Raw genomic sequence first — 14,671 nt, 5'->3', positions numbered from 1 at the left:
ATTCTTTAATGATGATGTCCGCTCTCCACAGGTGCAGGTTCACCAGAATGTTGTGCGCTCTCCAGCATTGCTAGCTTTTCAATCGCATCCTTGCCAATCGCAAAGCGTTTGGCCGGCATAACCTGATCGTTTGCAAAATGAATGCGAGATTGGACAACATAAAGGCCTTCCTTGGCAATTTGATGCGTGACACTATATACGCCAGGCGACAATTGTTCTGCTTGTATGGTCACGGCGGAAGACTGGTTGTCTTCCTGCCAGATGATGAATTGTGCTTGATCTGCGTTTATCATCGGCTTACCGCTCATAAGGACTTCTACGGAGAAATGGTTTGGTTTTTCAATTTCGATGTTCTCAGGCAAAAGAAGATTAACGGTTAGATGAGGCGGTAGACCGCTCTCGTCAACATCAGCAGCTTTGGCAGTGCAGCTACATAATAATACGACAAGAAGAAGCGGCAATACCGACTTATACAAACGGCGGATGGTTACATTCATAAGTACATTCTCCTTAAGCTTAGACCGAGAACCAGTGCCGTAGCGACTTTATTCTGCGGAGGATGAATAGATCGAGGACAAGAACAACGAGAATCGATAAGCCAACTAAGGGCATTAAAGCGCCGCATGCCAACATGATGATCAGTACGCCAATCGTTATTTTTCTGCTCTTTGGTTTGGCTGGAGCGCCAAGTTTGCCTTCAGGCTTACGCTTGCGCCACATTACATAAGAGCTTATGGCTACCAGAATAAGTCCCATGCAGGCAATTAATCCAAGCAGCTGATTGGCTAAGCCAAATAGGGTGCCTTCATGAAAAGCGATGCCATATGAAATCGCTTTGGCCATAATACCATAATCTGCAAAGCGTACATCTGTCAGTACTGCTCCGCTATATTGATCGATGTGAAGCGTTGCATCCTTACCCGGTGTGGGATGCGATGTGGATACAGTAAATACACCACTTTCTCCTATAGGGATTGTAATCGTGTAGGGTTTCAGAACATGACGCTGATCAGCAATAGCTTCCATTTCATTCATGCTTAAAGGTACATAACCTCCTAGTACAGAAGCAGGAACGGGTAAACTTTCTGCTGCCCAAGGCAAATCCTCGGCAATATCTTTGGCGACCGTAACGGATTCGGGTTTTGCGCCAAAGATGGAAGCGAAGGGAGGCGTATTCGTGTTCGTTGAATTAGCCAGCTTATCGATTTGTCCACCCATAATCCCAGACCATGGCAGTCCTCCAGCTATAATGGCTAACAAAACGAGGGATATCCAGAAGGCAGGAAGCGCATGCAAATCTCTCCAGAAAATACGGCTTCCGGGTTTACTGAGCCTTGGAAGAATAGTTCCCCATATGGCAGCTTTATTGCGAGGCCACCAAAGGAATAAACCGGTCAATAACATGATGATCGCCCAGCATGCTGCAAGTTCTACCAGCCGGTTGGCAAAGGTACCGCCTATAACGAGCTCGCTGTGCATTTTTTTGAAAAAAGCGGAAAATGTTTTGTCGCTGTTCATCATGCCAAGTACATTGCCAGTGTAAGGATCCACGTACATCGTTGTGGAGGTTCCATTCCGGCTTACCGCCATTTTGTAGCTTGATTTAGGATCATCGTCGAGCGTAATAGACGATACTATAGTGCCTGGATAAGCTTTTGTTGTTTTTTCAATCATTCCCTCAGGCGGCATCTTGGTTGTTCCAACTTCACGAACAGTAAGCATATCTTTGTACAAATATCCCTCGATTTGCGGTTTGAATAAATAGACGGAACCGCTGAATGCTAAAACGATCAAGAAGGGTGCAAAAATAATGCCTGCGTAAAAATGCCATCTCCATACCGACTGATAAATGGCTTGGCGTAATCCTGTTGATGCGCGTTTTTTCATCACGGGTTCAGATGCGTTTAATTTTTCTACTGGCATATTGCTCATAAAACGTTACCCCGTTCCTGTAATAATAAAATCTCATTTATTATAACGTCATGAAGGGTAACATCGGATGACTCGATAGAGCTATCATTTCAAATCTAAAAAAGGTGTAAACATCACAATAGTATACTTTTAGATACCCTGTTCCTCGAAAGTACGTACTTCCATTACCTATTTAAAAGAGTAATAATAGGGTCATAACAAAAAGTAATTAACTTAAATTAGATAAGAAAGAGGTTGATATATAGTGGAAAAATATCGTATTGATCAAAGCAAAGGAATAGAGTTTGGGCTTTACTCTCTAGGGGATCATATGCCCAACCCGCATACGGGTGAGCGGATCTCTGCACAGCAGCGCATTAAAGAAATCATTGAAGCGGCCAAATTATCTGAACAAGCAGGTCTTGATGTGTTCAGCGTTGGTGAAAGTCACCAGGAATACTTTGTATCCCAAGCCCATGCAGTTATTCTTAGCGCTATTGCTCAGGCGACAGATAAAATTAAAATATCAAGCTCAGCATCGATTATAAGCACTTCTGATCCCGTTCGTGTCTATGAAGACTTTGCGACGATCGATTTGATATCGAGTGGACGAGCAGAAATCGTGGCTGGCAGAGCATCACGAATCGGATTGTTTCAATTGCTTGGGTATGATCTTCGTGATTATGAAGAGCTGTATGAAGAGAAATTCGAGCTGTTAAATGTAATCAATAATCAGGAGACGGTTACATGGAATGGACAATTTCGTGCTCCTCTTAACGATGCAAAAATATTGCCACGCCCGTTAAACGGCTCTTTGCCGATATGGCGTGCAGTAGGGGGATCACCAGCTAGTGCGATAAAAGCTGGAATGGCAGGGGTCCCAATGATGCTGGCGACATTAGCAGGACCGTCATCAAGCTTCAAATTATCTGTTGACGCCTACCGAAGAGCTGCTGAACAAAGTGGTTTTGACCCAGCAGCGCTGCCAGTTGCAACCACTAGCTTGTTTTATGTAGCGGAAACCTCACAGCAAGCGATGAAGGAAGCGTACCCTCATGTTAACAAAGGTATGGAATTTTCTAACGGACGCGGTTTTCCGAAGCAGCATTTTGCTCAAGGTGCCGATACCCGCAATGCTTTGATGGTCGGAAGTCCTCAAGAAATTATTGAAAAAATTCTATATCAATATGAGCTGTTTGGTCACCAGCGTTTTCTCGCTCAAATCGAATTTGGCGGCGTATCATTTGAAAAAATCATGGAGATGATTGAAACGATTGGTACTGTTATTTTACCCGCTATAAAAAAATATACAGCAGCGAAATAATAGGAGGGATTTATTATGAAAATCGTTGGTTTGTCGGGATCAATCGTGGGCTCAAAAACAAGAACAGCAATGAATTACACTTTGGAATCGGTCAAAAAGCAATACCCTGATGCGGAAGTGAAGTTAATTGATTTGGCCGATTATACGATTCAATTCAGCGATGGTCGAAATTACTTGGAATATGAAGGAGATACGGGCTACGTTACGAAAACCATTATGGATGCAGATGCCATTATTATTGGGACACCCGTCTTTCAAGCTTCCATTCCAGCTACTTTAAAAAATATTTTTGATTTGCTGCCCGTTAATGCTTTTCGCGATAAAATTGTGAGTATGCTTGTAACAGCGGGGTCATCCAAGCACTATTTAATTGCAGAACAACAATTGAAGCCAATTTTAGCTTATATGAAAGCTCAGATCGTGCAAACCTATGTGTTTATTGAAGAGAAGGACTTTCAGCGGAAAGAAATTGCGAATGACGATGTTATCTTTCGAATTGAACGTTTGGTAGAGGATACCGTTGTATTGACCGAAACATTTACCAAGATTCGTGAACAGAAAGAAGAAAAGTACGATTTCTAAGACAGCTGCTTGAAGACGTTGCAGTCCCGTTGTGCCATAGAGTAAAAAGATGAACAGAAGAGTTCATCTTTTTTACTTAAAGGCTATTTTGATTCTTTTTTTGCATTTTATACAAGGTGTGCTTGGTGCCCCATTCGTGCATAATATCGAGAACAGGTTCTATGCTCTTGCCGTATTCTGTTATGGAATATTCTACTTTTGGCGGTACTTGAGCATATACTTTTCGAGAGATGATGTCCTCTTCTTCGAGCTCACGCAGCTGTTGGGTTAACATTTTCTGCGTTATTCCTGGTAGATTTCGTTTCAACTCACTGAATCTGTTTGTGCCTGAATGCATAAGATGCAACAAAATGAGGGGCTTCCATTTGCCTACTAAGATACTAAGGGCATCATCTACATTACATAACTCGGGCTGCTTGTCCATTTCGTTTCGTTCCACCTTACAGTATTTTTGTATACTATAGTACATGTAAGCTTGTACTTACTATGAGTGATTTCATTATTCATATTAGCATCATAAAGTGTGATTAGAAAGCGATCGTTGAAGTGCGCGCTTTTGCAGCCAAAATCCTCCATACGAATGGAGGTTATTTTGCGTTTATAATTAAGTGCCTCTAGTTTCCAAACCCCAGTGTAGATGATATTATCCTTATGGTTGTACAATATAATCAGGACTTTCATTATCATCTCATTTATATGGTCTGAATACGCTGCAAGTGTTCACTTTTACTATTGGAGGCTTTATTTGTGAAAAAAAATGTTGACTCGGAGTGGGCAGAATCCCACTTTCCATTATATACGGCTGAGAGTATTGATTCGATTTATAGTACAACGAATCGCCCAATGTATGAAATAAACGAGAGCTTAACGGTGCTGATTGCAATTGTTAGCGGCAAAGGCAGCCTTCGGATCAAGGATCAGCTCTACGAGCTGATGGAAGGCAGCGTTATCCTCGTTCCAGCGAACACAGAGGCAGTACTGAGTGCAAATATGATGCATCCTCTTCATATGTACAAGCTTGCTATAAATACCCGAAAGCAGGCGAATTCTCAGTCATCAGGCACAATGATGAGAAAGAGTGAGGCAGCATCAAATTCTAGTGTTCATTTTTTTCCTAATGAACCTGCGATTACAGCATCTGTGGAGGAGCTATATATTCACCGATTGCCAGGAAATGAAATCCGCCATGTACAAAATCAAATTGTGTTTCATCAAATTGTTCTCCAATTGCTAGAGGGGCAAGAGGCTAAGTTTGCCTCAAGCGAAAAACCATCTATGGAACGCAGCATTACTTACTTAGAGAGCCACTTTAGTGAAAAAATAACGCGTGAGCAATTAGCAGAAATTGCAGGTGTAAGTCGGTCCCACTACTCCATTCTCTTTAAGCAGTTAACCGGGTTTTCGCCAAGCGATTACTTATCGCGCCTTCGTGTGCATCGTGCCAAGGAGCTATTGATTTGCGGTTCGGGCACGCTCAGGGAAATTGCCCTGAAGGTTGGGTACAAGGATGAATTTTATCTCAGCCGGCGTTTTAAACAGGAAACGGGGGCAGCACCTTCGGCGTACAACCGAGGCACTTTCAAGAGAGTGGCTGTATTGCTGACACCCTATGCGAGCCATCTGCTTTTACTTGGTTTGGAGCCGGCGGTAATCATCTCGGACAGCAGTGAATATTTGAATACGTCCGGACTTCAATCGCCTCAAACCATGATGTTTATAAACGCTGACTGTTCGGCAGAACAAGTAATATCGTTATTGCTCGAAAACAATATTGAGCTGATTATTGCGGCAAAACAGCATTTGGACGAGTATGGGCTGAATGCAGAACAATTACGGGCAGTTGCGCCTATTGTGGAAATATCATGGATGGAATTTGGCTGGAAAGAGCATCTTCGTCTTATCGCTCAAGTTATACAGAGAAGAGATAAAGCGGAGCAGTGGCTAACAGAGTATCAGAGAGAGGAACAGCTCGCGCGTTCCTTGGTTCAGCAAAGCAGAGCCGCGCAAGAAATTATAACGATTCTTGTCATCAAGCCTGAACATTTGCTCGTTTATGGAGCGCGCAATGTCGGATGTGTGGTTTATCAATCGCTCGGATTACAGCCTCCTGCACGGATCAAGGAGGATATGGACAAGCTTGGCGATAAATTTCATTCCATTCCGATTAAGATATCGGAGCTTGCACAATATGCTGGTGATCGAATATTAGTTATCGTTTTTCCTGATGCGAAAGGATCAACTGCTCATTCAGATGTAATATTCAAATCTAATTATTGGAGTCAGCTTCCTGCCGTACAGCAAGGTAACGTACATCTGCTCAGCCATGATGAATGGATTCCATACAATCCTGTATCTATTCGTTTGCAGCTTCAACGTGCGGTATCTTTATTCACAAGCAACTAATAGTCCAAGTTAATTTCCCAACAAAAAGGCATGGATCAGAGCATAATGCATCCCTATAATAACGTTATGGTAATGAAAATGATAATTATTTTCAATGCCTATACATGATAGCAAAAGAAAAGGGAGAGAGTCATCTTATGAAAAAGTTTTTTGTTCCGTTCGTTCTATCTTTAGTTCTTATTCTGAGCGCTTGCGGCGGCAATCAAAACAATAATGCAAGCAGCACGCCTGAAGTATCATCCACGGATGCACCGAAAAATGAGGCGTCACCATCAACAACTTCAGATTCGGGCACCTTTACTTATCAATCAGAAAATGGACCTGTGGAAGTTCCGACCAATCCACAACGCGTCATTGTAATTACAAGGTTCTTAACAGGTAACGTTATGGCGTTAGGTGTGCCGCTTGTCGGCGTGGATGAAATGTCCAAGGATAACCCAAACTTTAAAGTAAAGCTGGCAAATACAGAAGCAGTTACAGATGAAAGTCTTGAAAAAATTATCGAGCTGAATCCAGATCTTATTATTGGACTATCCGATATTAAGAACATTGACAAACTTAAGCAAATTGCTCCAACAGTTACTTATACTTATGGCAAAGTAGATTTCTTAACGCAACAGATTGAAATTGGCAAGCTGTTGAATAAAGAGCAGGAAGCTAAAAACTGGGTCGATGATTTTAACGCGCGTACGAAAAAAGTTGGCGAAGAAATCAAAGCAAAAATCGGTGCGGATGCGACAGTTTCGGTTATCGAGACATTCAATAAGCAGCTTTATGTTTATGGTGACAATTTCGGCCGCGGAACTGAAATCCTCTATCAACAATTCGGGCTAGGCATGCCTGAGAAAGTTAAAGAAGCGACGAAAGCAGAAGGATTTTTCGCAGTTTCAACGGAAGTTCTGAAGGACTACAGTGGGGATTATGTCATTTTCAGCAAAAACGCAGATGAAGACAATACGTTCCAAGACACAGAGACGTACAAAAATATTGCTGCTGTCAAAAACCAACACGTTTTTGAAGCTGATGCCAAAGCGTTCTACTTTAATGACCCGCTTAGCATGGAATATCAATTAGAATTTTTCATTCAAAATTTTCTAGGAAAATAAAATAAAGAAGAGAGTCCAATGAAAAGTAAACGACAATCTGTTTTAATTTCATATAAGCTCATAGGCTGCTTACTCATGGTTGTTCTGAGCTTCTTTCTATCCATGAAATTCGGAGCAGCGGATACGACATTTCGAGAGCTGTGGCTGGCTATCACGACCAACGTGAAGGACGATAATATTCTCGTCCTTCGCGAGATCCGGCTGCCTCGTGCGATAGCAGCGATATTGATTGGTGCTGCTTTCGCCGTATCCGGCGCTATTATGCAAGGGGTCACACGCAATCCACTTGCAGATCCAGGCTTGCTAGGTCTTACTTCCGGCGCTAACATGGCGCTCGCGCTGGCTTTTGTATTCATACCGGGGCTGAATTATTTCGGCATCATGCTTGCTTGTTTCCTCGGAGCTGCTCTTGGAGCAGCGCTAGTCATGGCTCTTGGCGCAACTCGGCGAGGAAGATTGTCTCCGATGCGAATTATACTTGCTGGAGCAGCCGTTTCAGCTTTTTTGTACGCGATCTCAGATGGCGTCAGCATCTTTTTCAAAATTTCCAAGGATGTAACGATGTGGACTGCTGGAGGATTGATCGGAACAACTTGGTGGCAGCTTCAAGCCATTGCGCCGGTCATTCTTATTGGCATTGCGGCAGCTTTGATTCTCTCGAACCAAGTAGGCATACTGAGTCTGAGTGATGAGGTAGCGATGGGGCTTGGACAAAAGCTGATGATGATCAAAGCGATTTTGTTCGTTCTAGTTATTGTACTTACTGGTGCTTCGGTTGCGCTTGTTGGCAATATGGCCTTTGTAGGTTTGATGATTCCGCATATCGTGCGTAGGTTCGTAGGTACCGATTATCGGCATGTCATGACCTTCTCCGCTTTTGCAGGAGCAATCTTCATGCTGCTCGCTGATATGCTGAGCCGGACGATTAACGCACCTTATGAGACGCCTGTAGCAGCTATAGTTGCTATGCTGGGTTTGCCTTTCTTCTTATTCGTCGTGCGTAGAGGAGGGAAAGCATTCTCATGATATTGTCAGCTCTCATTCGCAAACAACGATTGATTCTGCTAGCCAGTTTTGTACTGATTGTTGTTACAGCTGTCATTAGCATGGGAGTAGGGTACTCTAAGCTGTCGTTTGACAGACTGCTTCCTGTGCTGCTAGGCCATGGCACCTTCAAAGAGGATTTTGTCCTGTTTTCCGTACGTTTGCCGCGGATCTTGATCACCTTGCTGTCGGGTATGGCACTTGCACTGGCTGGTTCAATATTGCAAAGCGTCACACGCAACGATCTCGCAGATCCTGGAATAATCGGCATCAATTCTGGTGCAGGCGTGGCGATCGCTATATTTTTTCTCTACTTCCCGATTGATGTAGGATCATTCGTTTATATGTTACCGTTAGTCGCTTTCATTGGCGCATTGCTCACAGCGGCTCTAATCTATTTTTTCTCGTACAGCCGAACGCGCGGGCTTGACCCCATTCGACTGGTACTCGTCGGTGTCGGTTTCTCGATGGCGCTGTCGGGGATTATGATCGTCATTATTTCCTCGGCAGAACGCTCGAAGGTCGATTTTATCGCAAAATGGATTGCAGGTAATATTTGGGGGGCGGATTGGCCGTTCATTTGGGCGTTGCTTCCATGGTTGTGCTTACTCATTCCGTTCACCTTGTATAAGTCACATCGGCTCAATCTTCTTTCATTGAACGAAGAAACAGCGGTTGGTGTCGGTCTAAAGCTTGAACGGGAACGTCTCGTGTTGATTCTAACCGCGGTTGCAGCATCTGCGTCAGCTGTATCGGTTACAGGAGGAATTGCCTTTGTTGGATTGTTGGCACCGCATATTGCGAAAGCATTGGTTGGTCAACGCAATCAGCTGTTCATTCCTGTCGCTGTTTTGCTCGGCGGATTACTGCTGTTAGTGGCGGATACGATTGGCCGCAATATCGTCGATCCTGACGGTATACCTGCCGGCATCATGGTTTCATTGATCGGCGGACCGTATTTTGTTTATTTACTGCTCAAAAAATAACAGTGTCCTAGCTTCATGAAAAGAATATTTGAAGAGAGCAATGCACTATTTTGGGCAAAAAACAGCATCTCGAGATCTTGTACTAAACGGAGCACAGTTACTCAAATGTGTAATTTTTTCTACTTTTCAAAAATTGTTGTTTACGTTAGAACAGATTTTTGATAATATAATCGCAACATTCAAATGCGATGAAGAGATGAGTAAATAAATGAATTCTTTCACAGAGAGCTCCGTTAGCTGAAAAGGAGTAAGAGTTCCTTATTGAACAAAGACTTAGAGCAGCACATCGGAACCGAGTTACGGGGATGGTGTGACAGGAGCTCCTGTTACAGAGCTAGAGTATAAGCATGCGCTTGCATAGCCGTACTTGAAGAGGTTAATATGGCGACATATTGACGAATCTGGGGTGGTACCACGAGCATATTAATCTCGTCCCTAAGACTTACCATAGTCTTGGGGGTGGGATTTTTTTTATTGGTGCAAAGATTGCTCAATGTACATTGTATATAAGGTATAACAATTTAAAATATTCGAATCGTTAGTTACAGAATGATTAAACGATATAGAAAGGATTGAATATCTAATGACACAAAAATTAAAAGTAGGTATTGTTGGAGGAACAGGCATGGTGGGCCAGCGGTTTGTTGACCTGCTGGATCAGCATCCTTGGTTTGAGGTTACAGCTATTGCAGCTAGCGCCAGCTCGGCAGGTAAAACTTACGAGCAGTCGGTACAAGGCAGATGGAAGCTCACCAGCCCTATTCCTGAAGCTGTAAAAAATATTGTCGTTCTGGATGCTTCGAAAGTAGAGGAAGTTGCTAATCAGGTCGATTTTGTTTTTTGTGCAGTCGATATGAAAAAAGATGAAATCAAAGCGTTGGAAGAAGCTTATGCAAAAACAGGCACGCCTGTTGTATCCAACAATTCAGCTCACCGCTGGACGCCTGATATTCCTATGGTCATTCCAGAGATTAATCCTGGTCATTTGGAAGTCATTGCAGCACAGAGAAAGCGCCTTGGAACAGAAACTGGATTTATTGCTGTTAAGCCCAACTGTTCCATTCAGAGCTATGTACCTGCACTTCATGCACTGCTTGATTTCAAACCACAAGTTGTCATTGCATCGACGTATCAGGCGATATCTGGAGCAGGCAAAAACTTTACCGATTGGCCTGAAATGTTAGACAACGTCATCCCTTATATTGGCGGCGAGGAAGAAAAGAGCGAGCAGGAGCCTCTACGCATTTGGGGCAGCATCGAAAATAATGAAATCGTAAAAGCGAACGCACCTTTAATTTCAACACAGTGTATCCGCGTTCCCGTATTGGATGGACATTTGGCAACTGTGTTTGTTTCATTCGAAAACAAACCTTCGAAAGAAGAAATTCTCGATCGTTGGCAGCAATTCAAAGGTCGTCCGCAGGAGCTTGGCTTGCCAAGCGCACCGAAACAGTTTATTACGTATTTTGAGGAAGAGAACAGACCGCAAACGAGACTAGATCGTGACATTGAACAGGGCATGGGCGTTTCAGCGGGAAGATTGCGTGAAGACTCTGTATACGATTATAAATTTGTAGGACTATCTCATAATACAATACGTGGAGCTGCGGGCGGTGCTGTGCTGATTGCCGAGCTTCTTAAAGCAGAAGGCTATATTCAGGCAAAGTAAGCAGCGCATAAGCTTTTTAAAATGATTAACAGGTTCATAATGATTAAAGGCCATCCTTTGGGATGGTCTTTTTTTATGTATCATGTTGATTTTTTTAGCTGCTTTCCACACCATTAGATTTACAGTAAGTTAATATGTATTTGAGATGGTGAAAACAATTCGTGCCTATAATTGTGGTATGTAGACTGTTTGTTACCGATTCGTTTTGTTTTGTTGAACAATTACATGCTTTGAACAAGGAGAGATTGGATTGAAACGCATAGCGATTGATATGGATGAGGTAATGGCGGATACTGCGGGTGCGCATTTGGAATGGTACAACAGGGATTTTAACGATAACCTGCTGATTACGGATTTACATGGAACAACCTTGTCGGAATTGAGGCCTCAGCTAAAAAAAGAAATAGACCGTTGTTTTGACAATGAAGTTTTTTTTCGCGAACTAAAAGTTATTGAACATAGCCAAGAAGTCATACGCGAGCTCAGTCAATTTTATGAGATTTATATTACGACTGCTGCGATGGAGGTTCCGGCATCATTTAAAGCCAAGTACGAGTGGTTACTCGAGCACTTTAGTTTTCTAAACAATATGAATTTTGTGTTTTGCGGAAATAAGAGTGTCATTCACGCTGATTATTTGATTGATGACAATGTAAAGCAGCTTGAACGTTTTCGAGGTCAAGGCATTCTTTACGATGCTCCGCACAATATTCATAAGACCGGGTATGTTCGGGTGCATAACTGGGGTGAAGTAAGGGATTATTTCATGGACAAGGAACGACAAACAGACGATCTTAATGTAGAGAAGGATGGTTGAGCACTATGGAACAAGGACGTGTCATGCAGATTCCGCAGCGGAAGCAGCCTGTCAATGTGTTGACGCATTGGATATTTGATTCTGTGAACACATTGTCTGGTTCGATTGAGGAAAGGAATTTGGTTTTAAACGATGTAAGTGGCAGCGGGAATCATATTAAGATGGTTACGACGCAGGATGTTTTGGAGCAGCCTGATAAGGTTCTGCTTGGATGGATGGAAGGAAGCCGTGACGAAGCGGGATTGACTTTTCAAAATGATCGATGTATTAAAGGAAGCGGTAGTTATTTTCAAACGGTGGAGAATGCTCCTATTAACCTTGACCGATTAGAACATGGGTACACGATTGAAGCAATCGTTCAATTGCCTGAGCCATTTCATGAGGATAAACATAGCTGGATGGGGGTGCTTACGAGACAGGGCAGGGGCGTTGACATCGGCAACTCGGGAGAAAATGAGCTGCTCGCGACATTGTCTGTTTCGAACTGCAAGGAATACCAATGGATATGTCATCCAACGAATCGATCATCCTCGGTAACGAGCTGGTCGCGTTATTTGAATCCAGGACAATGGCATCATATCGCAATTGTGAACGATAGGGAACAAACGCTCATGTATGTGAACGGAATTTGTGATTACAGCAGTCCTGCCAAATCTATTGTCGGCGTTTCTGGAGTTGAAGGCAAAGGATGGAATATTGGAGCATCGGAGTGGGGCGGTCACTTGGATCAATTATTTTCCGGAACCATTCGAGAAATCCGTATTGCTAATGAGCCTCTGGACAGAGCGGATTGGTTGCAAAACATTAGTCCACAGCAAGTTCTTCAAGGTACGAATGAGCATGTTTCACTTTTGCAGCAGGAAACCAATTACAATTTCGCTTTTATTCCAGATGCTCAGAAGCTGGTCTACTTAAATCCGGAAATGTTTGAAGCACAGGTTGATTGGATTGTGAATAATGAGTTGAGCAGCAAAATTGCAATGACTGCCTTTGTAGGTGATATTGTCGATCATAGTGATGCCTTAGAGGAGTGGGAACGTTCCTCCAGTGCAATCTCTGCTATGGATCAGTCGCGAACCCCGTATTTGATGACAGCTGGAAATCATGACTATAATGAGGAAGATACGTATTTGAATTATTTTGGCCCAGAACGTTTTCTGAGCAAAGATTATTATAAGGGCAGTTCACCATCAAGATATAGTTCATATGGCATTGTACAGGCTGGAAGCTATCATTATTTATGGTTAATGGTAGATATGCAGCATCTTATACAGGACTTGGCATGGTGTAAAATAGTGCTTGATGAACATAGCGATATGCCAACTATTCTTGTTTCGCATGATATTTTATATACAACGGGTGATAGTCAGAATCTAATTTCACATGAATCGGAAAACGGGAAAATCATATGGGATGAGCTGGTTGCTCCCTATAACCAAGTGTTCATGACGGCTAATGGGCATTATAACGGCAATTTTCATCAAACAAGGCAGAACAATTCAGGTCACGAGGTTATACAGCTGCTAATCAATTATCAAGACAGCTACCGCGGCGGCAATGGTTGGATGAGATTGGCTCAATTTAACGAGAACGACAATCATATTTGTTTTCAAACCTATTCTCCTTGGGTGGACATGTTAGGGCAAAGCGAATCTTTGACCTATCCGGATTATCGCTATTTAACAGGAAAATATGATTCGTTTACCATTTCATTTGATTTTAAAAAACGGTTTTCCTTTGTGAACAATAGCTTAAGGCTAGAAATGGAGTGATCTTTGAATGTCTCTTTTATCAGAAGATCGAAAACAGTATATTCTCGTTCAGCTGGATACCTTCGGGAAGGTGCAGGTCATTTCGTTAGCAGAACAGCTTCAGGTTTCTCTTGAAACGATTAGACGTGATCTGTTTGTGCTGGAGGAGGAAGGAAAGCTTAAACGTGTATATGGGGGAGCTGTAAAGGTGCAATATGAGAAAGGCGAGCCACCCTATCAGCAGCGTCAAATTCTCAATCTTGAAGCTAAACAGGTGATTGGGCAGCGAGCGGTAGATCTGATCAATGACGGAAACACGATTTATATGGATACTGGTACAACGATTCATGAAATGGCACGAGCTCTGCGAGGTAAAAAAAGGATAACAGTTATTACCAACTCCTTAACGGTAGCGAATCTTCTAACGGAATCATTAACGCAAGGTCTGTTTAACGGACGAGTCATTATTTTGGGAGGCGAAATCTCGCCAGAGCAGCAATCAGTCAGCGGTCATATATCACAGGAAATACTTAAAAACTTTTACGTGGATAGAGCTTTTGTTTCCGTAGGCGGTATTTCAATCGAGACAGGAATAAGCGATTACGATATGAATGATTCCGTTATTTCAAAAATGATTATATTGAAGGCGAAGGAAGTGATCGTGTTAGCGGATCACAGCAAAATTAGTATACAGGCATTTTGCCATATTGCGCCTTTAGAATCGATTGATGTTGTCGTATGTGAGAAGGACCATCCTGAAGCATGGGCACAAGAGCTCGAAATAAAAGGGATTACTTGGATTAACGCAAGTCAAATCAATTAAGCGAGAAGAATCGGACGCAGCTCCGGTTCTTCTTTTTTATTTTGCGAAAATGATTAGCTAAAAATATAGGTACGGCTAGATTTTTGGCTTGAAATTGAACAATTATACAACAAACAACAACATCGGGCTTAATGATACCTTATTATTACGAAAATACCACGATAACAATCTTTAACTACACTATAAATATCACAACAACAGTAATAAGTGCTTCATTAATTACTCATTAGAGAAATTTTGAAATTAGAAGAATAG

At 42.6% G+C, this 14,671-nt stretch carries 13 protein-coding genes and 1 other annotated feature; of the genes, 10 read left to right on the top strand and 3 right to left on the bottom strand.

Annotated features, from left to right (window positions below; genetic code table 11):
• Positions 1 to 5: 5 nt before the first annotated feature.
• Both MHH56_RS18050 and MHH56_RS18045 read right to left on the bottom strand, forming a co-directional pair.
• A complete protein-coding gene (locus MHH56_RS18050; protein WP_339202944.1) occupies positions 6 to 497 on the bottom strand; it encodes a FixH family protein in 492 nt (163 codons plus the stop codon).
• 19 nt (positions 498 to 516) lie between these two features.
• Entirely contained in the window at positions 517 to 1,932 is a 1,416-nt protein-coding gene (locus tag MHH56_RS18045) for a PepSY domain-containing protein (RefSeq protein ID WP_339202943.1), read from the bottom strand.
• Positions 1,933 to 2,176: 244 nt separating this feature from the next.
• Between MHH56_RS18045 and MHH56_RS18040 the strand changes: the two genes are divergently transcribed.
• Positions 2,177 to 3,235, top strand: coding sequence for an LLM class flavin-dependent oxidoreductase (locus MHH56_RS18040; protein WP_339202942.1), 1,059 nt, complete (start codon positions 2,177 to 2,179; stop codon positions 3,233 to 3,235).
• Positions 3,236 to 3,250: 15 nt separating this feature from the next.
• The gene (locus MHH56_RS18035) at positions 3,251 to 3,817 is read left to right on the top strand and encodes an NADPH-dependent FMN reductase (protein ID WP_339202940.1); all 567 of its coding nucleotides are present in this window, start codon (positions 3,251 to 3,253) and stop codon (positions 3,815 to 3,817) included.
• A 76-nt stretch (positions 3,818 to 3,893) separates the two neighbouring features.
• Here the strand turns inward: MHH56_RS18035 and MHH56_RS18030 are convergent, their stop codons facing one another.
• Complete coding sequence (locus MHH56_RS18030) at positions 3,894 to 4,241, bottom strand: helix-turn-helix domain-containing protein (RefSeq protein WP_339202939.1); 348 nt, start codon at positions 4,239 to 4,241, stop codon at positions 3,894 to 3,896.
• Between the two features lie 323 nt (positions 4,242 to 4,564).
• Here MHH56_RS18030 and MHH56_RS18025 point away from each other — a divergent pair, with 323 nt between their 5' ends.
• From MHH56_RS18025 to MHH56_RS17990, 8 genes are all read left to right on the top strand, one after another.
• Positions 4,565 to 6,220, top strand: coding sequence for a helix-turn-helix domain-containing protein (locus MHH56_RS18025; RefSeq protein WP_339202937.1), 1,656 nt, complete (start codon positions 4,565 to 4,567; stop codon positions 6,218 to 6,220).
• A gap of 137 nt (positions 6,221 to 6,357) precedes the next feature.
• Entirely contained in the window at positions 6,358 to 7,326 is a 969-nt protein-coding gene (locus MHH56_RS18020; protein ID WP_339202935.1) for an iron-hydroxamate ABC transporter substrate-binding protein, read from the top strand.
• A gap of 18 nt (positions 7,327 to 7,344) precedes the next feature.
• Positions 7,345 to 8,352, top strand: coding sequence for an iron ABC transporter permease (locus tag MHH56_RS18015; RefSeq protein WP_339202933.1), 1,008 nt, complete (start codon positions 7,345 to 7,347; stop codon positions 8,350 to 8,352).
• Positions 8,349 to 9,356, top strand: a complete 1,008-nt coding sequence (locus tag MHH56_RS18010; protein WP_339202932.1) for an iron ABC transporter permease — start codon at positions 8,349 to 8,351, stop codon at positions 9,354 to 9,356. The genes MHH56_RS18015 and MHH56_RS18010 overlap by 4 nt, the downstream gene beginning before the upstream one ends.
• 179 nt (positions 9,357 to 9,535) lie before the next feature.
• Positions 9,536 to 9,796 (top strand) — a binding site (T-box leader).
• A gap of 143 nt (positions 9,797 to 9,939) precedes the next feature.
• Positions 9,940 to 11,025, top strand: a complete 1,086-nt coding sequence (asd, locus tag MHH56_RS18005) for an aspartate-semialdehyde dehydrogenase (protein ID WP_339202930.1) — start codon at positions 9,940 to 9,942, stop codon at positions 11,023 to 11,025.
• Between the two features lie 250 nt (positions 11,026 to 11,275).
• The gene (locus MHH56_RS18000) at positions 11,276 to 11,842 is read left to right on the top strand and encodes a 5'-3'-deoxyribonucleotidase (protein WP_339202928.1); all 567 of its coding nucleotides are present in this window, start codon (positions 11,276 to 11,278) and stop codon (positions 11,840 to 11,842) included.
• A 5-nt stretch (positions 11,843 to 11,847) separates the two neighbouring features.
• On the top strand, positions 11,848 to 13,614 hold the full coding sequence (locus MHH56_RS17995) for a LamG-like jellyroll fold domain-containing protein (RefSeq protein WP_339202927.1): 1,767 nt from the start codon (positions 11,848 to 11,850) through the stop codon (positions 13,612 to 13,614).
• A 7-nt stretch (positions 13,615 to 13,621) separates the two neighbouring features.
• Entirely contained in the window at positions 13,622 to 14,416 is a 795-nt protein-coding gene (locus MHH56_RS17990; protein ID WP_339202926.1) for a DeoR/GlpR family DNA-binding transcription regulator, read from the top strand.
• Positions 14,417 to 14,671 lie beyond the last annotated feature (255 nt).

Source organism: Paenibacillus sp. FSL K6-3182, assembly GCF_037976325.1.
Classification (GTDB): Bacteria; Bacillota; Bacilli; order Paenibacillales; family Paenibacillaceae; genus Pristimantibacillus.
Note: the sequence above shows the minus strand (reverse complement) of the source record. Positions and strands in the feature narration are given on the sequence as shown.